The following is a 20,922-nucleotide window of genomic DNA, read 5'->3' as shown; positions in this document are numbered from 1 at the left end:
TTTTTATCACTTCAGATCATCATTGCTTTTTATCTTCTTGTTATTTCATCCATTCAACATTCTGTGGAAGCTAAGCTTTGTCTGTTTAATATCTATCCGAGATATTTTCGACTACCTACTTATTAATATATTAACTTTTCGTAAACAAGTACTTGTTGATTTTTATGGTGAGGATTGTTGCTAAACATGTTCTAGATCAATGATACTTCTTCGGTGGCTATTTTTTAGGCTAAAATATGAGGGCGGATTGTTGCTTTGTGTCACGCTCTATGTCGAAATGGTGATGCGGATCTGGTTGTGGGCGTTTTACCAAGTTTGAGGTATACAGCTTGATGTCGTGCACCAGTTATTATCTTAATTAAGTTAACAACTTGGTTAATAAGCTAAAAATTAACCGGCAATATTGAGTCACATCTACACGGCTCACCATGTGCAGGGCTGCGGCCCCACCTTGGAGGAGTTCTGAGTTCCATTTCAGTATTTTTCCCCAGATAGATAAGGAACGCCCACATGTCGCTACCTGAGGCGCATATCTCAAGCCTACTTGTTCAGGTTAGCCCTGAACATTTAGATGAAACTAAAAAAAGAATTGAAGCGTTTGATGAAGCCGAAATTTATGGCGTTAGTGAACTCGGAAAAATCGTTGTAGTGCTAGAGACTGAAGCAGAAGGCTTTATTACCGATGTTATTGAAAAAATAATTAATATGCCAGGCGTACTTGGTGCCACTATGGTTTATCACCAAATTGATAGTGGAACCGATTGCGATACCGATACCAATAAAAATAACCTAGCCCCTGATGATGGCTATAGTGTTAGTGAGGAACAAGTATGAAAATGTCTAGACGTGATTTTATCAAAGCCAATGCTGCGGCATCTGCTGCGGCACTTGCAGGGATCACTCTTCCAGCCACTGCAACGAATTTAATTGCATCGAGTGAAGAGTCAAAAATTCATTGGGATAAAGCGCCTTGTCGTTTCTGTGGTACAGGTTGCTCGGTACTTGTTGGGACTCAAGATGGTAAAGTTGTTGCTACTCAAGGCGACCCTGAAGCGCCTGTCAACAAAGGACTTAACTGTATTAAGGGTTACTTCCTTTCAAAAATCATGTACGGCAACGATCGCTTAACTCAGCCTCTGTTACGTCAAACTAATGGAAAGTTTGATAAAAATGGTGACTTTGCACCAGTAAGCTGGGATCAAGCCTTCGATATCATGGCCGATAAGTGGAAAGCGGCTTTAAAAGAGAAAGGGCCTACCAGTGTGGGCATGTTTGGCTCTGGTCAGTGGACCGTAATGGAAGGCTATGCTGCATCTAAGATGATGAAAGCAGGTTTTCGCTCTAACAACATAGATCCTAATGCGCGTCACTGTATGGCTTCAGCCGTTGGTGGCTTTATGCGTAGCTTTGGTATCGATGAGCCAATGGGTTGTTATGATGATTTCGAAGAAGCCGATGCCTTTGTGTTATGGGGCTCGAATATGGCAGAGATGCACCCTGTTTTATGGTCTCGTATCACCGACCGTCGCTTAAGTCATCCCCATGTGAAAGTGAATGTATTATCAACCTATTACCATCGCTCGTTTGAGTTAGCAGATAAAGGTTATATCTTTAAGCCACAAACCGATCTTGCAATAGCTAACTTTATTGCAAACTACATCATTGAAAATGATGCGGTAAATTGGGATTTCGTCACTAAGCACACTCATTTTAAGCAAGCCACCGTTGATATTGGTTATGGTTTAAGAGATGAGCATCCGTTGCAGAAAGCGGCAGCCAATCCTAACGTTGGTAAAGTGCAGGCTATTGATTTTGAGCAGTACAAAAAATCAGTTGCGCCATACACTGCAGCAAAAACTGCCGAGATGACAGGCATGAGTGAAGATGAACTCGTGACCTTAGCTAAGCAGTTTGCCGACCCTAAGATTAAGGTTATGTCACTGTGGACCATGGGAATGAACCAGCACACACGTGGTGTATGGATGAACTCATTGGTTTATAACATCCACTTGCTTGTAGGTAAGATATCTACACCGGGTAATGGACCATTTTCACTGACAGGCCAGCCATCAGCGTGTGGTACTGCACGTGAAGTGGGGACGTTCTCGCACCGTTTACCAGCAGATATGGTTGTTGCTAATCCTAAGCACCGTAAACTGGCAGAGCAGTTATGGAAAATCCCTGAAGGCACGATTCCACCAAAGCCTGGATTCCACGCTGTATTGCAAGATCGTAAGTTGAACGATGGTGTGCTGAATGCTTATTGGACCATGTGTAATAATAATATGCAGGCAGGTCCAAATATTAACGGCGAGCGCTTGCCAGGCTACCGTAATCCGAAAAACTTTATTGTCTGTTCAGACCCATACCCAACGGTAACAGCGCAAGCTGCTGACCTTATCTTACCGACTGCTATGTGGGTAGAGAAAGAGGGGGCTTACGGTAATGCTGAACGTCGTACTCAGGTTTGGTATCAGCAGGTTAAAGCGCCTGGTGAATCGAAATCCGATCTATGGCAGATTATGGAATTTGCAAAACGCTTCAAAATTGAAGAAGTATGGGCCGAAGAGCTGATTGCTCAGATGCCCGAAGTACGTGGTAAGAATATGTGTGAAGTGCTATTTGAAAATGGCCAAGTGAACAAGTTTCCATTATCAGAAGCGCAAGAGCTCAATGATGATGCCAAGGCCCAAGGTTACTATGTACAAAAGGGTCTATTTGAAGAGTATGCAAGCTTTGGACGCGGACATGGTCATGATTTAGCGCCATACGAACGCTACCATAAAGAGCGCGGTTTACGCTGGCCTGTTGTCGATGGCAAAGAGACAAAATGGCGCTTTAAAGAGGGTTCAGATCCCTATGTTGGCAAAGGCAAAGGATTTGAATTCTATGGCAAGCCAGATGGCAAAGCATGGATAATCTCAGCACCTTACGAGGCGCCACCAGAATCTCCAGATGATGAGTTTCCTCTATGGTTATGTACTGGTCGTGTACTTGAGCATTGGCATACGGGAACCATGACACGTCGTGTACCTGAGCTCTATAAGGCAGTCCCTGATGGGCTTTGTTACATGCATCCTGATGATGCTAAGTCTCATGGTGTGCGTCGTGGTGATGAAGTGTTAATGAGTAACAAGCGTGGTGATATTCGTGTTCGGGTCGAGACACGTGGGCGTAACCGGCCACCAAAAGGCTTGGTGTTTGTGCCGTTCTTCGATGCACGTATCTTAATTAATAAACTTATTTTAGATGCAACCGATCCGTTATCGAAACAGACAGACTATAAAAAGTGTCCTGTTAAAATTACTAAAATAGCATAAGGCAGGGTTAGGATGAAAAAATCAATTTTATTGACGTTGAGCATTACCTTAACTCTGATCAGTGGCTTTGCTGTAAGCCAGGATCGTGGTATCGGTGGTGTAGAGTCTTTACGCGGCACTGCTGAGTTAGAAGCCACTAGAGCGGCAGATCCTATGAAGAAAGTGCCGCGTGATCAGGTAGATATTGAAAGCAGTTATGTCTTTCAGCCACCATTGATCCCGCATCACATCAGGAGCTATGAAGTATCATTAAATGCTAACAAATGCTTATCATGCCATGGCTGGAAAAATGCCAAGCAGATGGGGGCAACTAAAATCAGTGTGACTCACTTTACTAATCGAAACGATGAAGTACTGGCTGATGTTTCTCCTCGACGATACTTTTGCCTGCAGTGTCACGTGACACAAGCAGATGCGAAACCGTTAGTGGGTAACTCCTTCGAGCGTGTTCAATCACTGCAAAAATAAATAGGCAGGTAATAATATGAAATGGATTATTAATGCCTTAAAAGGCTTCTGGGGCATATTGAGGCGGCCCAGTAAAGCCGCGGTAGGTGTCGTTCTGTTTATGGGATTTGCTGGTGGACTCATGTTCTGGGGGGCATTCAACACAGGTATGGAAGCGACCAACACTGAAGAGTTCTGTTCTGGATGTCACGCGCCGATAGTGGCTGAAATTCAAGAGACGGTTCACTACGCTAACCGTTCTGGTGTTCGTGCTATCTGTTCAGATTGTCACGTACCTCATGCTTGGACGGATAAAATCATACGTAAAGTTCAAGCTTCTAAAGAGCTGTTTGCGTATTATATTACTCAAACCATTAACACGCCTGAGAAGTTCAAGGAGCGACGAGCTCATTTAGCCGAAAGGGAGTGGGCAAGAATGAAAAAGAACGACTCTTTAGAGTGTCGTAACTGTCATAACTTTGACTTTATGGACTTCTCCGAGCAGAGCCCACGCAGTGTCAGGCAGCACTCTACTGCGCTTGCCAGTGGTGAAAAGACCTGTGTGGATTGCCACAAAGGTATCGCCCATAGATTGCCAGATATGCACGAAGTTGAAGGTTGGAATTAAGGAGCCATTATGAGTACATTAGAGAGTGTTATATGGCATGTCCTTGGCTACAGCGCCATGCCAATCATTATACTAGGTGGTTTTTCTGTCGTTGCAGTTGCCTCTATTTGGATTCTCTCCAAAACTTCAGATAAGTAAAGAGGTTTGTTTCAGTCGGCCAAGAGCAAGGCGACTTAAACCGATTGGCATTTAACAATAAAGGATGTAATAAAACCTAAAAGCCTGACTTTAATATTAAAGTCAGGCTTTTTTATTCGTTGTGCTGAACTGTTCACCTATTAATTGGGATCGGTATTACAGCGGGTTGGCCTGATGATGGGCTATGGTGCGGCTCGAGATTAACTCCCTTAGCCAAGTATGACTGGGATCAAAATTAAAGTGTTTATGCCAAAAAAGCACGTAGGCACCAGGAACGAGGTGAGTGGGGATCTCTAATGTGGTCAGAGCATAGTTTTGACTCATTTGAGATGCATACTTTGCTGGGCAACAGAGCATCAGTTCACTTTGCTCACAAAGGTGCATAGCACTGTTGAAGTCGGTCATATTGACAGCGATATCTCGATGTAGATGCTCAACCTTTAATACATCATCAAGTAGCCAATGTTCGATACCGCCAAAGGTAACTTGAAGGTGACGATATTTTAAAAACGTCTCTAAATTCCAAGGTTCCTGCAGTAGAGGGTGTTTGTTACTGACTAAACAAACGGGGTGATCACACAGTAGTTCCACACATTCAAGCTCGTCGGGCACATCATTCATATGGAGCAGGGAACGATTATCCCATTCCCGACAGGCAATCCCCAGATCGATTTCACACCGAAGAAGCATCGCCATGCTATCAAGATGCCAAGTCTGACTATCGAGTTTTATGTTGGGAGCAAGTTGAAGCAACTCAGGCATAAAATGAGGGTAGGTTAGTGAGTAAGCAGTTTCAACCATGTGAATGCGAAATTTTCTTTGGCTTAATTCAGGTTCAAATTCACTGGGGCGGGTAAGCTGAGATACCTGATTAAGTACCTGTCTGAGCTCTGGAGCTAGGGCTAGGGCCTTAGGTGTAGGCCTTAATCCATGTGATGTGCGTTCAAACAGTTTGTCATTGAATGTTTCGCGCAACCTTCCTAACTGTTTGCTCACTGCAGATTGACTCAAATGTAAGCGAGCAGCTGCAGAGGTGACACTCTTCTCTTCGAGTAGAACCTCCAGCACTGTGAGTAGATTAAAGTCAAATTCTTTCAAGTTGTGTGTGGTTCCGTAGTTAAGCCCATTCAGGCCAATGCTATTTTGCTATTGCTGGAGATATTAAGATGCAGATTGTTTGATAGCAAGTAAGCTTTCTATGCCTCTGGTCGTCGTAATTAATGTCTATTATTGGATCAGAGTAACATTACCTGTGTTGCTATCGTATTGGATCTGAATAGCATCGTCGCCCATTAAGGCATAAATACAGGTGCCTGCTACCGGATTATTTACTTTAAATACTCCTCCCTCAACTGAATAGTAAAATACAGTATTACCACTACCTGTTTTATTTCCCTCTCCAGAACGATCCAATTCGGGGCTGTGATCCAATAAACCATTCCATAGACGACCACACATATTCGCATTTGGGCTTGTTATGACCCCATGACCCGAACTTAAACGGTCACCAGATTCAACAGGATAACCTGTACTGTTGAAATTGAAGCTACCATCATGTAAATCTGGTAGATCTGCTGCTTCAGCCCCATTGCCGTGTATTTGCCAAAATAGGTGGCTATGAGTTACAGCATCTTTTAGCGCTCCTCTGGTTCCCTGAACCACTGACAAATTGGCATCATCTGATAGAGAAATAAATTTAGGCGCAGCAGTCACCGCTAAAATGCCAAGAATGATGATAACAACCACCAGCTCAATTAATGTAAACCCCTTAGCTGTTTTCAAAATACACTTCCAAAATAAGTTATTATTCTTATAAGATTCACCTTATTAAGGTTGTCACTATTGTGGTGGTGAGTTAACCATGCTTGCGGATTTTGTTGATTTTTTGATCTGTATGGCTATTGATAGGGGTTAGCTATTTAAAATGACATCAACACCTTAAGCTAGTTGCGATTTAATGTTTGAGTATAAGTATTGAGTAAAGTCATCACCATTATTTTCAAGCATTTTGGGAAACATAGAGATAGGTGTTAAACCAGGGAATGTATTGATCTCATTTAGCAATATTTCGTTTTCATCGGTTAGAAAGAAATCGATGCGTGAAAGGTGGCTCAATTTCATGCCTTTAAATACTTTGATGGCATAGGCTTGGATCTGTTGAGCTATGTCATCGCTGACATCGGCAATGACTTTTGTCTCTGCTTTACTGTCTGCAGCGTATTTCTCATCAAAGCTGTAGAAGGTGTTACTGGCACAGATAATTTCACCGGGCTTAGTTGCCACCACTGCCCCATTTATCTCATAGGCGGCGACTTCAAGCTCGCGTGCGTTAATGGTTTTTTCGACAATAACATAGGGTGAGTAGCTAAAGGCTTGTTCCAATGTTGCGGCAACATCATTTGGGCTGTCTACACGGTAACAACCCACAGATGAACCTTGCGAGGCGGCTTTAATAAAGATAGATCCCCAGTTCTCAAGTGCTTGAGTTGTTTGTGTTATAGCGTCTTCATTAAATTCATTAAGGAAGATATAAGGTGTGTTTGGAATACCAAGTGCAGTGAACCACATCTTAGCTGTGACTTTATTGAAACAGTTACTGCTCGATTCTGAATCACAGCCAAAGAAGGGCAACTTGATCAAGTCAAAGTAAGATTGAATATCACCGGTCTCACCGGGAAAACCGTGAATGCAAGGGATCACATAGTCAACAGCCCAGGATGGCTGTGCTTCATCGGCAAAACGGATCTCTTTACGGTTAGTGAGTTCACAATTTTTACCATCATGAGTGTGGTAATGACCTTGGTCATCTAGCTCTACTCTTAACAGATTTATCTTTGGTATTTTAGCCAGTGATGTTTCTAGAAAATTTGCCGACATGAGTGAAATAGCATGTTCATCTCCGCCGCCGCCACATAATAAGAGTAGGTTTATTTGACTCATGTTCTCTTTCTCTCCAGAGATAATATTCGATTGCTGGCTCACTATGGCGTAATCGCTATTTTTTGCAACTGTTCTAACGCGATGTGAGTCCAGTTTTGAATCAAGTGGTGATTATCTACTCGAAGAATATAAGCCAATACCCTAGCAAGCTCAGAATGCCAGTTTCAGCGCTGGTGAAGTGTCGCTGAACTCTACATCTTTAAGTGGCTGGGTATCAACTTTAGCTTTAATTGACAAGGGGATCCTTTAAATCAAACCTACATCTGTGATTATTTCAAGTAATGCAGGCCCTTGATGTTCCATTATGGTTTTCATCGCTTCGACAAGCCTTGCATCGTCGATGACACGTATGCCAAGTGCACCACAGGAGTTAGCGTATTCAGAGAAGTTGGGATTAACTAAATCGGTGGCCCAAACATCAAACTCTCCTGCTCTCTGCTCCTTAGAAATCTTACCTAATTCACTGTTATTTAAGATTATCGCTTTAATAGGCATCTTATATTTTACCGCTGTGGTGAGCTCGGCTAAGTATTGACAGAAGCCTCCGTCACCGGCAACCGCGATGATGGGCCTTTGGTTGCCAACGGCTGCCCATGCGCCCATTGCTGCGGGAAAAGCGAAGCCGATGGAACCTAAGTATCCTGACATCAAGAATGTTTGTTGCTTGCTCTCAAAATATCGACCGAGTGAATAGGCATTGTTGCCAACATCGACGCACACGACGGCATTATCGGGAGTGAGTTTAGATAGAGCATCGAAAACTGATATTGAGCTGACCCCTTTGCCTCTGGCTTCTGTCAGGCGCTTGGCCTTTTCGGCATCCCAAATATCACTGCGTTGTTTGATATCTGAAGTTCGGTCAAGTTTATTGTCAAAATTCGACATTTGTGCCGCTAATATCTTAACGGAAACTGAAATCTCGCCCCAAACCGCAGCATCAATTTTATGGAATTTACTTAACGCCATAGGGTCGAAGTCTATCTGAATGGTCGGTTTTTTAGGGGTGATCCCACTGTGGTTTGAAAATGATGCACCAATAACCAGTAACAGATCGGCTTCATTCATAAACCAAGATGCGATGGGGGTCCCGCTGCGACCCAATACACCACAGCCCAGTGGATGATGATCGGAGATTTGACCTTTCGCTTTAAAAGTTGTCATCACTGGACAGTTTAGCTTCTCGGCAAACTCGATGATCTCCTTCATATGGAATCTAGCACCGTGACCGACAACTATGGCAGGTTTGCTTGATTGATTGAGCATATTCAGGGCTTTTTCAACACTCTCCAGGGGAGGCGATATGGTAAAACTGGTGATCCTCTCCTCATCGTTTTGGGCGCGCTCATTGTGGGCTAGTGGGAGTTCCTGAACTTCATCGGGGAAGGTTAGGTGGGCCACATCGCGCTTTATGATTGCCGTTTTAATGGCCAAACTCATCAATTCGCTATGTTTACTTCTGTGTTCAACTCTGTGATTAAATTCGGCCACAGAATCAAATGCTCTAACCAGATCGACCTCCTGAAAATTGCCAGTTCCTACGACTTGGGTAGCCACCTGCCCAGTTAAGGCTAAGATGGGGGCTCGGTCGACTTTTGCATCCCAAAGGCCGGTAAACATATTCGTTGAACCTGGGCCTGCAATGGCAAAACAGGCCGCGGGTTTGCCCGTTAACTTGCCATAGGCTGAGGCTGCAAAAGAGGCGGCCCCTTCGTGGCGTATACCGATAAACTTAAGCTTGCCTTGCTCCTCCTGACGTCTAAGTGCATCAGCCATTCCGAGATTTGAGTGACCAACCATGCCAAATACACGGTTAACGCCCCAGTTGACCATAGTTTCAACCATGACGTCAGAGATGGTGGGTTGATGATCTGCCTCCTCTTCAATGGCAACTAGAATACTATCACCCTCTACTTTTACTTCGAATGTCTGAATACCATCGCTAAATCCACCAGGAGGGATACCGGAGCAAGGATGGAATTCCCAACCATGCCAGGGACAACGCAATAAACCTTTCTCGATCGACCCTTCACCTAATGGTCCACCTTGATGAGGGCAACGATTATCTAAGGCTGAATATTTGCCTTCAAAATGACTTAAGCAGAGGACTTGGTGTCCTGCTGTTACTGACATGACTCGTCCCTCTAGGAGCTCATCTTTATTCTCAAGAACTTTGTACCACACTCTACTTTTAGCCATTTTGCTTCCCTTAGATACGTTATATTGATTTTATTTTGCTTGGGATTATTGCAAGTCTTCGTTACTCACTTTGATGAGTAATTATTTAGTCAACCTAGTTGTACGAAAGCCATTAGGCTAACGATCATTACCGGATATTGATGTTAATTAAGATGTTGTAAAAAATAGCACTTGTCAATAATCTGAGTTTTTACGCTAAATATAGCTAAGTTCTTAGTTGGTAATGCTAGGCTTGTTGTTAAATGTGAACTAATGTGGTTTTTGCAGTACTGAATGTTTACGCTAGGAGAGCAGCATGAAGGATATACGGCATAGAGTTGGGATTAAGTCTTCTGCAGATAAAATTTATCATTTGTTGACCACAGATACGGGACTCGCCCAGTGGTGGACTAATGATGTTTCAGGCGCTGGTGAGATAAGCGCTGTGATTAAATTTCGCTTTAATGGGGGCGGACCTGACTTTACTGTTGTGGAGTTACTCCCTAATGAGCGAGTCCGCTGGCAGCATTCAGGTAGTGTGCCTGAAGCTTGGATCGGCACAAGCATCTTATTTGAACTTGTTGATGAGGGAGAACAAACCTTTGTCAACTTCACCCATGCCAGCTGGAAAGAAGCCACAGACTTTATGGCTCATTGTAATACCAAGTGGGGGATATTCTTACTGAGTCTTAAAGATGCTGCGGAAACGGGTAGAGGTTCGCCTTTTCCAAATGATACTCAGATAGATCACTCATGAAAGGTTAAGAGCGACTCCGTTTGGACTTACAACGAGCAAAGGCAGAAGATGAAACAGGATATTGAGGATAAATTTGCGCAATACCCAGATCATGTAAAGCTTGTACTATTTGATGTCAGAAGCCTGATACTTGATCTTGCTGACGAACATCAATTGGGTGAGGTTGAAGAAAGCCTGAAATGGGGTCAGTTGAGTTATCGTGTTAGTGGAGGCAGCCCTGTACGCTTTGATTGGAATGCTCAATATCCACAGCAGTTTTCAATTTTTATGAATTGCAACACTAAGCTGGTTGATACGTTTCGTGAGTTGCATTCAGACATCTTGGTTTTTCAAGGAAACAGGGAGATAGTGCTGAAACTGGGTGAGCCACTGCCAATGAATACATTGAAGCAGTGCATGTTCATGGCGCTCACCTACCACAGGATCAGGAATTTGCCCCTGTTGGGAGCTTAGGGATGTTGAAAGATCGGATTAAGGGCAAAGTGCCTCACCCGACCTGTTGAACTAACTTTCAGTTGTTGCTAGTTCTTTTAGCAGCTTATTGAGTTTAGTGATCTGAGGTGGGCTTAAAGGAAATACAGGCTTTCTCGGATTGCCGACATCAAAGCCGTTACTTTTTAACCCTGCTTTTATGGTGCTGGGTAATCCCCCTTTTAAGATGAATTCCAAAATAGGCAATTGGAGATAGAAAAGTTCGCGTGCCAGGGTGATATCTTCAGCTTGAAAAGCTTCATATAACTTGAGCGGCCAAGTGGAGATAAGGTTAGGCGCAGCGGTACACCAGCCTGTCGCTCCTGCGGCAAATGCTTCAAGAGCAAGAGGATTACAACCATTATAAAATGGCAGTTCGTTGTTCGATAATTGACGTATTTTGTGCATGCGCTGTATATCACCGCTACTCTCTTTGACCATGGTGACATTGCTTATGGATTTGAACATACTTACGATCAATTCAGGTGACATATCGATACCGCTCGTGGCTGGATTGTTATAGACCATGACTGGCAGATTGATAGCTTCTGCAATTGAGACATAGTGCTGAAAAATCTCATCATCAGACAGTTTCCAGTAGGAAGCTGGCAGTACCATGATGGCATCAGCCCCCACTTTTTCTGCTATTTTCGCTCGTTTTATGGCATTTTGAGTCGTGAGTTCAGAAATCCCGACAATAACTGGGACTCTATTGGCGATCTTTTTAACGCAGGTCGATGCGACTAGTGTCCACTCTTCATCATTTAAATATGCGCTTTCTCCCGTGCTGCCAAGTGGCGCTATGGCGTTAGAGCCTGCATAAATGAGCTGCTCGATCAGTTGTTCTAATTTCACCACATCTATACCGCCAGTGTGGTTAAATGGTGTGATGGGGTAGGTGATGATACCTTTGAGCTCTATCGTGGTTTTAGTCATTGATAATTCCTATTAAGTCAATGTAGGTAGGGTTATTTCAAACAATCTGCATGTGAACGTAGTGCACGCCTGGCGTAGTAAGCAAAAAATGCCTGATAACGTTTTTCGGTTGAGATCCAATCATGGGCTTCTTTAGCAAGTTCCGGTTTTATGGGCTGAATAGTGCCCGCTGACATTGCAGCAAGCTGCATTTTGGCTGCACGTTCTATTAAATGTGCCAACATGAGCGCTTCCTCAACGGTGTGTCCTGTGACAAGTAATCCGTGGTGGGCCAAAAATAATGCACGTTTATCCCCAAGTGCCGATGAGATCATCACCCCTTCTTCGTTACCCACAGGGATCCCTGGCCAATCGGCCAGAAAAGCACAGTCATCAAACAGAGGGCAAGTGTCCATATGAGAAACAACCAAAGGTTGCTCTAGCATAGATAGTGTCGCTATATGGAAAGGGTGAGTGTGAATAATACAGTTGATTTCAGGGTGCTCTTTATAGACCCAAGTATGGAAACGGTTGGCTGGATTAGGCATGCCTTGCCCTGAAAGGCGGTTTAAGTCCTGATCGACTAACAGTAGATTCGAAGCACTGATCTCATCAAAGCCTAAGCCGAGTTGTTGGGTGTAGTAGCAATTGGGTTCACTGGCACGCGCAGTGATCTGCCCAGCTAGACCAGAATCATGGCCAGCATCGAATAGAATGCGGCAGGTGAGTGCCAGTTTTTCCGTTGTGCTCCAGTCTGGTATGGATAAAAACTCATTCATTTTATTATGTGAATCAAGAATTAAATCATTTTTTGATTGGGTTAAACTTGTCATTTAGTCGTCCTTTTAAGCGCGTGAAACAGATTGAGATGAGCCTTGTTGTTAGTTGTTTTTGGTCGTTACTTTTGTTAATAATGCGGTAATCTCTGGAACCTAAAAACCTCCAGCTTGTTAATCTTTACGGGGCCAGATGGAGCGTTATAGAATGAAAAAAGAGAAGGGCATCAGTCTGCGGAATTGGCATTTGAGCATTTCACTCGATAGAAGCTTGGCGGTATCACTGCACCTACAGCTAGTACAAGCTGTGATTAATGAGGTGCGAAAAGGGCGTTTATTGGCCGGAACACCACTACCTGGCACACGTAAAATAAGTGATAACTTAGGGATTAATCGTAAGACAGTAGTGCAAGCATTTGAGGAGTTATTAGCCCAGGGATGGATTGAAACGCAACCAAGACGAGCGTCTTTTATTAGTACAAAATTACCTTTATTTGAGACAAATGAAATAGCTCTACCGGAGCAAGCCCCGTTTCCATTGTCGTTAACTGAATCTGGCCTCGAGGCTTATGCATTGTCGGTGAGCCCCGTTAAACCAAGCAAACTGCTCTTTAGTGACGGAGTCCCTGATACTAGGTTGGTACCTTTTGATGTACTATCCCGTGCTTTTCGACGTGCTTTACTTCTCTCCTCCCGAGCGAACCGTTTGGCGTATGATGATGCGAGGGGAAGTGAGTCGCTGCGAAGTGCTATCGCTGAGATGTTGCGTTTAGAGCGGGGGATGAGTGTCACTACTGAGCAAGTTTGTCTCGTTCGTGGCAGTCAAATGGGCATCTACTTAAGCGCTCGCTTGCTGTCGAAACATGGGGGTTGTGTGGTGATGGAAAAGCTCAGTTATCCGCCGGCCCGAGCGGCATTTGAATCATTCGGACTGGATATCTCCTATGTAGACCAAGATGATGATGGCATGAGTTTAGCAGCCTTAGAACAAATATGTGAGAGCTGTGAAATCAGCGCCGTTTACACTACGCCCCATCATCAATTTCCGACGACCAGTATGTTGTCTCTCGAACGACGGATCCGTCTATTAGCCCTATCTGAGAAATATAATTTCATCATTATCGAAGATGATTACGATCATGAATTTCATTTCTCCCATAAACCAATGCTGCCATTGGCGAGCATGGAAACCGCAGGACGTGTCATCCATATTGGTTCATTATCAAAAATTTTAGCGCCGGGACTGCGCCTAGGCTATATGGTTGCGCCTGAAGATTTTATTCAACGTTGCGGCCAAGAAATCTTACTTATTGATCGGCAAGGCAATGCTGTGACGGAGCTCGCTGTTGCAGAGTTGATGCGTAATGGAGAGATGAAGAGGCATATACGTCGTGCTTTGAAAATATATAAACAACGCCTTGATCATGCGGTTGAGCGTGTGCGGAAGATATTACCTATGGCTCAATTTAATGTCCCTGCTGGTGGCTTAGCTTTATGGCTGCGCTTTGATACGGCAATAGATATGGATAAGTTACAACAAGATGCGAAGGAGCTTGGCTTGTTACTTGTGTTAGGCGATCTCTTTTCAGGAGTATGTGAAAAGACCCATGGATTAAGGTTAGGCTACGCGAATTTGAATGAAGTTGAATTTGATCAAGCATTAGCCTGTTTATCGAGCGCTGTATCGAAACAATGCCAATAATAACACCACTTTTTAAACAGGATTTTAGGTGGCTGGATGTTTATATGGGGATCTGATTTAATACCTTGGTTCACTAACTGTTTCGCTAATGACTTTAGAAGAAAAATAACTCATAGAGATTATAACTGTTCAATTTTAAAGCTAACTTATTCATATGCGCTGTGAGACATCCCTGCAACACAGGCGGGAGTCGAGTGCAGTCAAACTGGACGCTGCTTATTTTGCTGGTGGTATTAGTGTGTCAGGTGTTAGCGTCAGGTGTTGCCTTTTCGGTGCAATACCCAAGTGGCGACCATCCTATGGGGATTGCTGTTAGCCATCACCATCAGCACAGTTTCGATTTAAAGGCAGGGCACAACCATGGGACGGCGGCGTTCAATGCCACAGAGTCCGTTGAGCGTTTAGCGGATAGTGAAGCTAGCGCCATGACAGGTGAGCATGAACACAGTAACCATTCCCATACTCCGTCTCATCCTCCAGTAGATCCCAGTTTTTTATCATGTTTCTTGCAGTCTGAGACCTTAACCAGTGATGATGTTTTTTACCTCACTACTGACGATGCACCGCCAATTCCTCCTCCGCACACTTAATAATATTCTATTTTTTTAGCAGCTTTCTCTGCATAGAGCGTATTGCTAAACCATTTATACCGTTACCTCTTTAAGTCATTACTGATGATTAAGAGATAGGTGTATCTAATACAAAATATATTATTGGAGAGTGTGCGATGAGCCGTTTTTGGGCTAACACCATCAAATTGTCTACGGGGTTATTGGTCAGTGTATTAGGACTTTTTGTGTCGTTCTCATTATCAGCCCACGGGGTTGATGAGAATACCAAGCAGTTTTTAATTCTCAATGAAGGGATCTCTATCTTGCCCTTTATCTATATCGGTGCCAAACATATGGTGACCGGGTATGATCATCTGTTATTTTTGGTCGGAGTGATATTTTTTCTCTTTAAAACCAAAGATGTTTTAATTTATGTGAGCCTATTTACCTTAGGCCACAGCATCACCTTGCTGTTTGGCGTGCTTAATGACATTCAGGTCAATCCCTATCTTATCGATGCCATTATCGGCCTCTCTATTGTGTATAAGGGCTTTGATAATTTAGGTGGTTTTAAGCGAATATTTGGCTCCCAGCCCAATACTAAGCTGGCGGTTCTGCTTTTTGGTCTGTTTCATGGTTTCGGTCTTGCCACTAAAATTCAAGAGTTTGACCTGCCCCAAGAAGGTTTAGTACCTAATATATTAGCCTTTAATTTAGGGGTTGAGATAGGTCAATTTCTGGTTCTAGGTGCCGTGGTTATCTTGATGAGCTTCTGGCGACGACAGCGGAGTTATTTTCAGTTTTCTACCACGACAAATACACTGTTAATGAGTGCAGGCTTGATGTTAGTGGGTTTTCAATTAACGGGCTATTTTATCAATTAGTCCCTTATTCCACCTTTTTTAACAATGCTTAATAGATAGTTAGAGTCATTAAATAGACACCAGTTTCGCTTAACAAAGTGCAAAAGGATACATAATGAGCGTCCAAAATAAAAACACCAGTAACAATGTCAATGTAGCGATCCCTGTCCATTCAACGGGCACATTACTGAAGGCAACACTCGCGGCTTCTGTCGTGGCAGCAATAATACTCGTTATCGCCATTTTACCTGCGGAGTACAATATCGATCCAACCGGTATTGGTCAGTCTCTAGGCTTGACCCAACTGTCGCAAACCAATTTGGTGTCAGTTGAAGAGTCAGGCACTCAAAATGCAAATACTAATGTAGATAAAGACGTAGCTAAAGCAGGTTTGGTCGAGTCCGTGCTTATGTTAGATGGCACTACTGTCGCTGATGCGCCGTCGGTTGCTGAAATTGCCCTGAGTCGACAAAGCCCTGACGTGAGAAGTGATATCGTTAACATCGAAATCCCTGCCGGAAAAGGGCTTGAGTATAAGCTGCTTATGGATGCGTTTGTTCATTTAGAATATGAATGGAGCACCGATGGCGAGCCGCTATATTTTGATTTTCACGGCGAGCCAAAGGGAGATAAAACGGGTTATTTTGAAAGCTTTTCAATCACAACGTCAGATAAGATGAAAGGCTCACTAACGACCCCCTTTGCTGGTTCTCACGGTTGGTATTGGAAGAACAGCACCGGTTCAGTTATCACTGTCACTCTTTCAACCAAGGGAGATTATCTGATCAAAGGCTAAGTGAAAGATTAATTTATAGGTTTATTCACGCGCACCTGTGTTCTCGCCTCTAGTTAGGTGCGCTTGAACTTATGGATAGCTTAACGTAATTTATGTTACCTATTGCTTAACCGTATAAGTAAAGGTTTTTAGATGTTTGCTACATATCTAGCGGGTTTCTCTTTAGGGGTATCACAGGCTCTTTTGTGTTTTTTTCGCATTAGGTTATGGGGCGAGAATTTTAATTCCTATCTTTCAGAAACCTGTTTTATGGAAAGTATTAGCGTTTATTATCGGCTTTATTATGTTTGCGATAGCAGCAAGCTTAATCGTTAGTGAGTGCCGTGGCGGTTTTACGCCTGAGTTTAGTAACAAGATAAGCAATGAAGAGGGTGATGACCCCTGCCAATACTCCCCAAAGTGCAGAGCCAATATTCCATAAGCTGAAGTCCGACGCAGTGACCAGAAAAGTCATTAAGGCTGCCTCTTTATATTCAGAGTCGACAAAAGCATGTTGCAAACTGGTTCCTATAGTCGAAAACAGAGCTATTCCAGCAAGAGCCAATATAAACGCTTGGGGCATGGCTTGAAACAGCGTCATTAAGGTGAGAGCAGTGGCCCCCATAAAGAGATAAAAAGCACCAGCGCTAACAGCTGCCCAGTAACGTTTATGTGGGTTTGCATCCGCTTCAGGTGACATGCAAATAGCTGCTGTTATCGCGGCTAAATTAATTGCGAACCCTCCGAAAGGAGCAATGACTATATTCATCAGGCCAGTAACGGATATCAACTTCGAGATAGGAGGTTGGTAGTTGTGGGCTTTTAAAATGGCCACTCCAGGTATATTTTGCGTTGCCATCGTGACCAGAAACAATGGAATACCTATGTTCATGATGGCGGCAAAGTTCCACTCTGGTTCGATGAAAATAAGTGAGCTTATGGTCCAATCCAGTTTAGGGATAATAAATAACCCTTGTTGCCATGCCAACGAAATACCCGCAATAAGGATGGCTAACATGGCGAATCTGGGCATTAGTTGTTTACAGATGAGGTAAGTGAACAGCATGGTGAACACTAAGTATAATTCTTGCCCCATCAGGTTAAACACATCAATTCCGAAGGAAAGTAATATCCCAGCTAACATGGCACTGGCGATCTGTTGTGGAACGCGCTGCAAGATTTTTTCAAACCAACCAGTCATGCCTGATAGTGTGATTAGAACAGCGGAAACAATGAAAGCACCGATGGTTTGATTGATACTGAAGCCGTTAGTGCTGGTGATCAGCAGTGCGGCTCCGGGTGTAGACCAAGCGACTAAGATAGGGGCTCGATAGTACAGAGATAAGCCTATCGAGGTGATGCCCATCCCGATCCCAAGTGCAAAAATCCAACTCGACACCATGGCTAAATCGGCACCTAAGTTAAACGCTGCTTGATAGATCAAGGCGACCGAACTGGTAAATCCAACCAGAAAAGCAATAAAACCGATATTGATTCGATTTAAGATCACGCCTGCACTCTTCATTACTGCTCCGGTTTATGGTTTTTCTATTGATGTTAACCACTCTTTGCACGTGGTAACGCACCATCAGTAAATTAACATCGTATTATGTAACGCACAAGAAGCTAATAATGAGCATTCATCGTTGCTAAGGGGAATTCTTAATAAACTGTTTTATAAGGTGAAATGTTCTAAATAAATAACTTCTCCCTGTTTTTACCCTCTATTTAAATTACTTTTTGTCGCTTCCGGTATTAACTTGGTATGAAATAGTACAGCGACATATCAGGAAATTCAGGGAATAGAGAATATGAATAAGCGTGTTATGGCATTTGTGGTTGCCGCAAATATAATGTTACCTGCAACGGTATTAGCCCACGAAGAACCCATTGAGGGTCAATGGTGTAACAATGGCAATATAGTTATTTTAGGTGAGTTTTCTTTTACCTCTTTGCACTTGGCTCGTTTTGAGCGCTTCGCTGAAGATGTATGTCCTGGATCTGGTTTGGAAGGAGGGGATATTGAAACTAAAAGTTGTGGACAATTTGATGATGAGTATGACCTCGCGAGATCGGCAACCAATCACTTGTGTCAATCATTAGCTTATAGGAATGTGAATTCTAGAGGGGATGGTGGTACGGTTCGTCCTATTTTTTATGGACCTGAAAGTTTGAAAAATAGTGACCAAAATCATCATGAGGTGTATTCCATTGTTCAAGGAGTTCGGTTTGCTTGTGGTTTGTGTGATATGGAATTTGATGAACGAGAGCGAAAGTTACTCATCAAGTAACTTGAACTTGGATTTAGTCGCACTTTAAGATTATTAGCCCTAGTTCATCAGAGCAGTGCTTTTGTGTGCAGGTGTTGGTTTAGTGCTGTCAGTTTTAAATTGATGGTACTCTCCTGTTCACTGTCGAGCTGACACTCTGCTATCACATAATGAGCGGTTCTTAGTACCTCTCTCCACCTGGGTTTTTTAGGAAGTAATTGCACTGATAGATAGCGATCAAGAGAACGAGTTCTTAATCTGCCATCATCTATTGATACACGCCAAATCCCACTTTTTTCTGCTAATTCAATACGTGTCGATTGAGTTGTCATTTCCCAAAACTCAACACAGTGAAACATTAAGTCCACCAATTTATATTGAAAGTCTTGCTCTGTAAGTAATGAGTTAATTGGCTTTTGAGAAGCCAATTCGCCATGTTTTGCCATATTGATCACTGCAATAGGTTCACCTCTGGATACGTTAGTTAACCAAATATCCAGTAGTTGTGGGCCTGCTGGCGAGTTTATGTGAACATTCGTCACTTGGACATTATCAAGCTCTGAGTCGCTATCCCATTGTTCCCAAAAGTTGATTGATGTTCGAGGGAAAACCGTCTCCAGCTTGTGATCCACAAGCTGGGTTTCATCTTGATGAAGCAGATCACAGCCACTTTGATTGATATAGACCAGTTGTTCACTATTATTGACGACGAGTAACGCTTGGGGGAGCTGACCAAATGCTGCTTTTAGCGCTGAATGGGATACACCTAGCTGTTTAACTCTTTTCCTGTGCCAATTAATTTGTTGCTCGAGTTTTCGTTGTTCAGTAAGACGGTGTTGTTTCTGTCGATAATAAAGAGCATACATGCCGGCAGCCATGATGATAAAAAACAGACTTAGTACTAAGAGTTGAGTATTTCGACTTTGAATGAGTAAATCATTTATTTTGTTTTTTTTATCTAATAATTCAATGGCTTGTTGTTGGCGCTCATACTCGAACTGCACCCGGGTATTTGCTAAAGATTGATCAAACTTAAGTTGATAGTCTTGCAGCAAATAAACCTCTAGTTTTTTTTCATAAAGATAGGCTTGTTCCCAACGGAAGAATTTGACGGCATTATTGATAAGTGCCTGATAAAAACTTGTCGTGATCCCACTGTCTTTGTTATCTAATGACAGTTCTAACCCTGTTTTCAATATTGATTCAGCCTGTTGGTAAAGACCTTGTTGAATAAAAAGGTTTCCCAAATTGAGTTTCAGAGGAAGGGTTAATGCATTATTACCTAATCTCGATTCTATTTTCTGTGCCAGTTCAAGATGAACTTTAGCTGCTGTTAATTGCTGTTGAAGTAAATTCAATTCAGCCATATTAATCAATAATCTGAGTCGAGCTACTTCTTGTTTTGTTTCGGTAAAAAATTGTAGTGACAGCTTGAAACCTGCGAGTGCCTGTGTGTATTTTCCCTGTTTCATCTGCACAACGGCGATGTTTTCTAAACTGTGGGCTTCACTGGCGGTATTGCCTTCATTTCGATAGATAGTTAAGGCCAGTGAATAGTAGCGTTCAGCTTGTACCCAGTCCTTCATTTTAAGGTAAACCGAACCTAAATTATTAAGGGTTACCGCAATGCTTTTTTGAGGGGCTATTTTTTGTTTTATCAATAAGCTTTGATGGAAAGCTGATATAGCCTCTTTATGATTAGCCATGGCCATATTGGCTGTGCCTATATCACTTAAGGCCTTTGCTTCTAATAATGTTTGCTGGTCAGTTTCGGCGAGCTTATAGGCTTGTTCAAAGATTAATAAGGCTTGCGGATAAAGTCCCTGACGATACTTTAGTATGCCGCGATGACGTAAGTATTTGAATTGTTTATTTAGTGGGTATAAATCCAAGCTAAGGTCGGCAATAGTAATGTCTGTTTGATTAGCAAGAGAGTAAGCGCCTTGAGAGGTATACAAGATGAGTAATTGTAATTGCAGATCCAAATAGTCAGGGTTATCTTTGGTCACCGAGTTCAGGCTGTTTCTACATGCTGTTAATTGCTCGTCCTTATCGGTATTTGATTTAAAACAAGTATCAATGTCGTTCGCTAAGGTATGGGTATGTCCAAAAATAAACAATAAAAATACCCAATGAATTCTGAATTTATCTAACATCTTCCACCATGATTAACATTTTCTATTGCATAAACGTA

At 42.9% G+C, this 20,922-nt stretch carries 20 protein-coding genes; 12 read left to right on the top strand and 8 right to left on the bottom strand.

All coding sequences use genetic code 11. The annotated features are described in order from the left end of the window. The first annotated feature begins 510 nt into the window (after positions 1 to 510). The 5 genes from HWQ47_RS14870 to HWQ47_RS14850 are packed head-to-tail and all read left to right on the top strand — an operon-like array spanning position 511 to position 4,533. Entirely contained in the window at positions 511 to 834 is a 324-nt protein-coding gene (locus HWQ47_RS14870; RefSeq protein ID WP_269966870.1) for a chaperone NapD, read from the top strand. Next, positions 831 to 3,320: a periplasmic nitrate reductase subunit alpha gene (napA, locus tag HWQ47_RS14865; protein ID WP_269966869.1), complete on the top strand. Its 2,490-nt coding sequence runs from the start codon at positions 831 to 833 to the stop codon at positions 3,318 to 3,320. Before HWQ47_RS14870 ends, napA begins: the two co-directional genes overlap by 4 nt. Positions 3,321 to 3,332: 12 nt before the next feature. Continuing rightward, positions 3,333 to 3,788 carry a nitrate reductase cytochrome c-type subunit gene (locus HWQ47_RS14860; RefSeq protein ID WP_269966868.1) on the top strand — a complete coding sequence of 152 codons (456 nt, stop codon included), beginning with the start codon at positions 3,333 to 3,335 and terminating at the stop codon, positions 3,786 to 3,788. Between the two features lie 16 nt (positions 3,789 to 3,804). Continuing rightward, positions 3,805 to 4,395, top strand: coding sequence for a NapC/NirT family cytochrome c (locus tag HWQ47_RS14855; protein WP_269966867.1), 591 nt, complete (start codon positions 3,805 to 3,807; stop codon positions 4,393 to 4,395). A 9-nt stretch (positions 4,396 to 4,404) separates the two neighbouring features. Further along, on the top strand, positions 4,405 to 4,533 hold the full coding sequence (locus HWQ47_RS14850; protein ID WP_269966866.1) for a TIGR02808 family protein: 129 nt from the start codon (positions 4,405 to 4,407) through the stop codon (positions 4,531 to 4,533). A 156-nt stretch (positions 4,534 to 4,689) separates the two neighbouring features. Here the strand turns inward: HWQ47_RS14850 and HWQ47_RS14845 are convergent, their stop codons facing one another. The 4 genes from HWQ47_RS14845 to HWQ47_RS14830 all read right to left on the bottom strand — a co-directional run bounded on the left by HWQ47_RS14845 (position 4,690) and on the right by HWQ47_RS14830 (position 9,669). After that, the gene (locus HWQ47_RS14845; protein ID WP_269966865.1) at positions 4,690 to 5,631 is read right to left on the bottom strand and encodes a LysR family transcriptional regulator; all 942 of its coding nucleotides are present in this window, start codon (positions 5,629 to 5,631) and stop codon (positions 4,690 to 4,692) included. Between the two features lie 129 nt (positions 5,632 to 5,760). Then, the gene (locus tag HWQ47_RS14840; RefSeq protein WP_269966864.1) at positions 5,761 to 6,315 is read right to left on the bottom strand and encodes a type II secretion system protein; all 555 of its coding nucleotides are present in this window, start codon (positions 6,313 to 6,315) and stop codon (positions 5,761 to 5,763) included. Between the two features lie 156 nt (positions 6,316 to 6,471). Continuing rightward, the gene (locus HWQ47_RS14835) at positions 6,472 to 7,473 is read right to left on the bottom strand and encodes a D-alanine--D-alanine ligase (protein WP_269966863.1); all 1,002 of its coding nucleotides are present in this window, start codon (positions 7,471 to 7,473) and stop codon (positions 6,472 to 6,474) included. Between the two features lie 246 nt (positions 7,474 to 7,719). Beyond that, positions 7,720 to 9,669 carry a thiamine pyrophosphate-dependent enzyme gene (locus HWQ47_RS14830; RefSeq protein WP_269966862.1) on the bottom strand — a complete coding sequence of 650 codons (1,950 nt, stop codon included), beginning with the start codon at positions 9,667 to 9,669 and terminating at the stop codon, positions 7,720 to 7,722. 295 nt (positions 9,670 to 9,964) lie between these two features. Here HWQ47_RS14830 and HWQ47_RS14825 point away from each other — a divergent pair, with 295 nt between their 5' ends. Together HWQ47_RS14825 and HWQ47_RS14820 are read left to right on the top strand one after the other, a co-directional pair. After that, positions 9,965 to 10,405: an SRPBCC family protein gene (locus HWQ47_RS14825; protein WP_269966861.1), complete on the top strand. Its 441-nt coding sequence runs from the start codon at positions 9,965 to 9,967 to the stop codon at positions 10,403 to 10,405. 48 nt (positions 10,406 to 10,453) lie between these two features. After that, entirely contained in the window at positions 10,454 to 10,858 is a 405-nt protein-coding gene (locus tag HWQ47_RS14820) for a DUF1801 domain-containing protein (RefSeq protein WP_269966860.1), read from the top strand. Positions 10,859 to 10,909: 51 nt separating this feature from the next. Here HWQ47_RS14820 and HWQ47_RS14815 read toward each other — a convergent pair whose 3' ends face one another. Continuing rightward, the gene (locus HWQ47_RS14815) at positions 10,910 to 11,812 is read right to left on the bottom strand and encodes a dihydrodipicolinate synthase family protein (protein WP_269966859.1); all 903 of its coding nucleotides are present in this window, start codon (positions 11,810 to 11,812) and stop codon (positions 10,910 to 10,912) included. Between the two features lie 32 nt (positions 11,813 to 11,844). After that, on the bottom strand, positions 11,845 to 12,624 hold the full coding sequence (locus HWQ47_RS14810; protein WP_269966858.1) for an aldolase: 780 nt from the start codon (positions 12,622 to 12,624) through the stop codon (positions 11,845 to 11,847). 151 nt (positions 12,625 to 12,775) lie between these two features. Here HWQ47_RS14810 and pdxR point away from each other — a divergent pair, with 151 nt between their 5' ends. The 4 genes from pdxR to HWQ47_RS14790 all read left to right on the top strand — a co-directional run bounded on the left by pdxR (position 12,776) and on the right by HWQ47_RS14790 (position 16,479). Beyond that, positions 12,776 to 14,269, top strand: a complete 1,494-nt coding sequence (gene pdxR, locus HWQ47_RS14805) for a MocR-like pyridoxine biosynthesis transcription factor PdxR (RefSeq protein WP_269966857.1) — start codon at positions 12,776 to 12,778, stop codon at positions 14,267 to 14,269. Positions 14,270 to 14,463: 194 nt separating this feature from the next. Continuing rightward, positions 14,464 to 14,859 carry a hypothetical protein gene (locus tag HWQ47_RS14800; protein ID WP_269966856.1) on the top strand — a complete coding sequence of 132 codons (396 nt, stop codon included), beginning with the start codon at positions 14,464 to 14,466 and terminating at the stop codon, positions 14,857 to 14,859. Positions 14,860 to 14,996: 137 nt separating this feature from the next. Further along, positions 14,997 to 15,704, top strand: coding sequence for a HupE/UreJ family protein (locus HWQ47_RS14795; RefSeq protein WP_269966855.1), 708 nt, complete (start codon positions 14,997 to 14,999; stop codon positions 15,702 to 15,704). A gap of 94 nt (positions 15,705 to 15,798) precedes the next feature. After that, positions 15,799 to 16,479 (top strand): hypothetical protein, encoded by a 681-nt coding sequence (locus HWQ47_RS14790; protein WP_269966854.1) that lies wholly within the window; start codon positions 15,799 to 15,801, stop codon positions 16,477 to 16,479. 304 nt (positions 16,480 to 16,783) lie between these two features. On the opposite strand, the gene HWQ47_RS14785 is transcribed toward HWQ47_RS14790, so the two are convergent. Continuing rightward, positions 16,784 to 17,983 (bottom strand): benzoate/H(+) symporter BenE family transporter, encoded by a 1,200-nt coding sequence (locus tag HWQ47_RS14785; protein WP_269966853.1) that lies wholly within the window; start codon positions 17,981 to 17,983, stop codon positions 16,784 to 16,786. A 286-nt stretch (positions 17,984 to 18,269) separates the two neighbouring features. Here HWQ47_RS14785 and HWQ47_RS14780 point away from each other — a divergent pair, with 286 nt between their 5' ends. Then, positions 18,270 to 18,749: a hypothetical protein gene (locus HWQ47_RS14780; RefSeq protein ID WP_269966852.1), complete on the top strand. Its 480-nt coding sequence runs from the start codon at positions 18,270 to 18,272 to the stop codon at positions 18,747 to 18,749. 47 nt (positions 18,750 to 18,796) lie between these two features. Here HWQ47_RS14780 and HWQ47_RS14775 read toward each other — a convergent pair whose 3' ends face one another. Further along, positions 18,797 to 20,884, bottom strand: a complete 2,088-nt coding sequence (locus HWQ47_RS14775; RefSeq protein WP_269966851.1) for a tetratricopeptide repeat protein — start codon at positions 20,882 to 20,884, stop codon at positions 18,797 to 18,799. Positions 20,885 to 20,922: the final 38 nt, after the last annotated feature.

Origin of the sequence: Shewanella sp. MTB7, assembly GCF_027571385.1 — a bacterium.
Classification (GTDB): Bacteria; Pseudomonadota; Gammaproteobacteria; order Enterobacterales; family Shewanellaceae; genus Shewanella.
This window is presented reverse-complemented; position numbering and strand designations above follow the sequence as displayed.

Excerpts from the sequence above, each read along its gene's own strand:
- HWQ47_RS14835 (WP_269966863.1), bottom strand. The coding sequence starts at position 7,473 with ATGAGTCAAATAAACCTACTCTTATTATGTGGCGGCGGCGGAGATGAA.
- HWQ47_RS14780 (WP_269966852.1), top strand. The coding sequence starts at position 18,270 with ATGAATAAGCGTGTTATGGCATTTGTGGTTGCCGCAAATATAATGTTA.
- HWQ47_RS14830 (WP_269966862.1), bottom strand. The coding sequence starts at position 9,669 with ATGGCTAAAAGTAGAGTGTGGTACAAAGTTCTTGAGAATAAAGATGAG.
- HWQ47_RS14855 (WP_269966867.1), top strand. The coding sequence starts at position 3,805 with ATGAAATGGATTATTAATGCCTTAAAAGGCTTCTGGGGCATATTGAGG.
- HWQ47_RS14815 (WP_269966859.1), bottom strand. The coding sequence starts at position 11,812 with ATGACTAAAACCACGATAGAGCTCAAAGGTATCATCACCTACCCCATC.
- HWQ47_RS14775 (WP_269966851.1), bottom strand. The coding sequence starts at position 20,884 with ATGTTAGATAAATTCAGAATTCATTGGGTATTTTTATTGTTTATTTTT.
- HWQ47_RS14825 (WP_269966861.1), top strand. The coding sequence starts at position 9,965 with ATGAAGGATATACGGCATAGAGTTGGGATTAAGTCTTCTGCAGATAAA.
- HWQ47_RS14870 (WP_269966870.1), top strand. The coding sequence starts at position 511 with ATGTCGCTACCTGAGGCGCATATCTCAAGCCTACTTGTTCAGGTTAGC.
- HWQ47_RS14850 (WP_269966866.1), top strand. The coding sequence starts at position 4,405 with ATGAGTACATTAGAGAGTGTTATATGGCATGTCCTTGGCTACAGCGCC.
- HWQ47_RS14790 (WP_269966854.1), top strand. The coding sequence starts at position 15,799 with ATGAGCGTCCAAAATAAAAACACCAGTAACAATGTCAATGTAGCGATC.
- HWQ47_RS14795 (WP_269966855.1), top strand. The coding sequence starts at position 14,997 with ATGAGCCGTTTTTGGGCTAACACCATCAAATTGTCTACGGGGTTATTG.
- HWQ47_RS14820 (WP_269966860.1), top strand. The coding sequence starts at position 10,454 with ATGAAACAGGATATTGAGGATAAATTTGCGCAATACCCAGATCATGTA.
- HWQ47_RS14810 (WP_269966858.1), bottom strand. The coding sequence starts at position 12,624 with ATGACAAGTTTAACCCAATCAAAAAATGATTTAATTCTTGATTCACAT.
- HWQ47_RS14785 (WP_269966853.1), bottom strand. The coding sequence starts at position 17,983 with ATGAAGAGTGCAGGCGTGATCTTAAATCGAATCAATATCGGTTTTATT.
- HWQ47_RS14860 (WP_269966868.1), top strand. The coding sequence starts at position 3,333 with ATGAAAAAATCAATTTTATTGACGTTGAGCATTACCTTAACTCTGATC.
- pdxR (WP_269966857.1), top strand. The coding sequence starts at position 12,776 with ATGAAAAAAGAGAAGGGCATCAGTCTGCGGAATTGGCATTTGAGCATT.
- napA (WP_269966869.1), top strand. The coding sequence starts at position 831 with ATGAAAATGTCTAGACGTGATTTTATCAAAGCCAATGCTGCGGCATCT.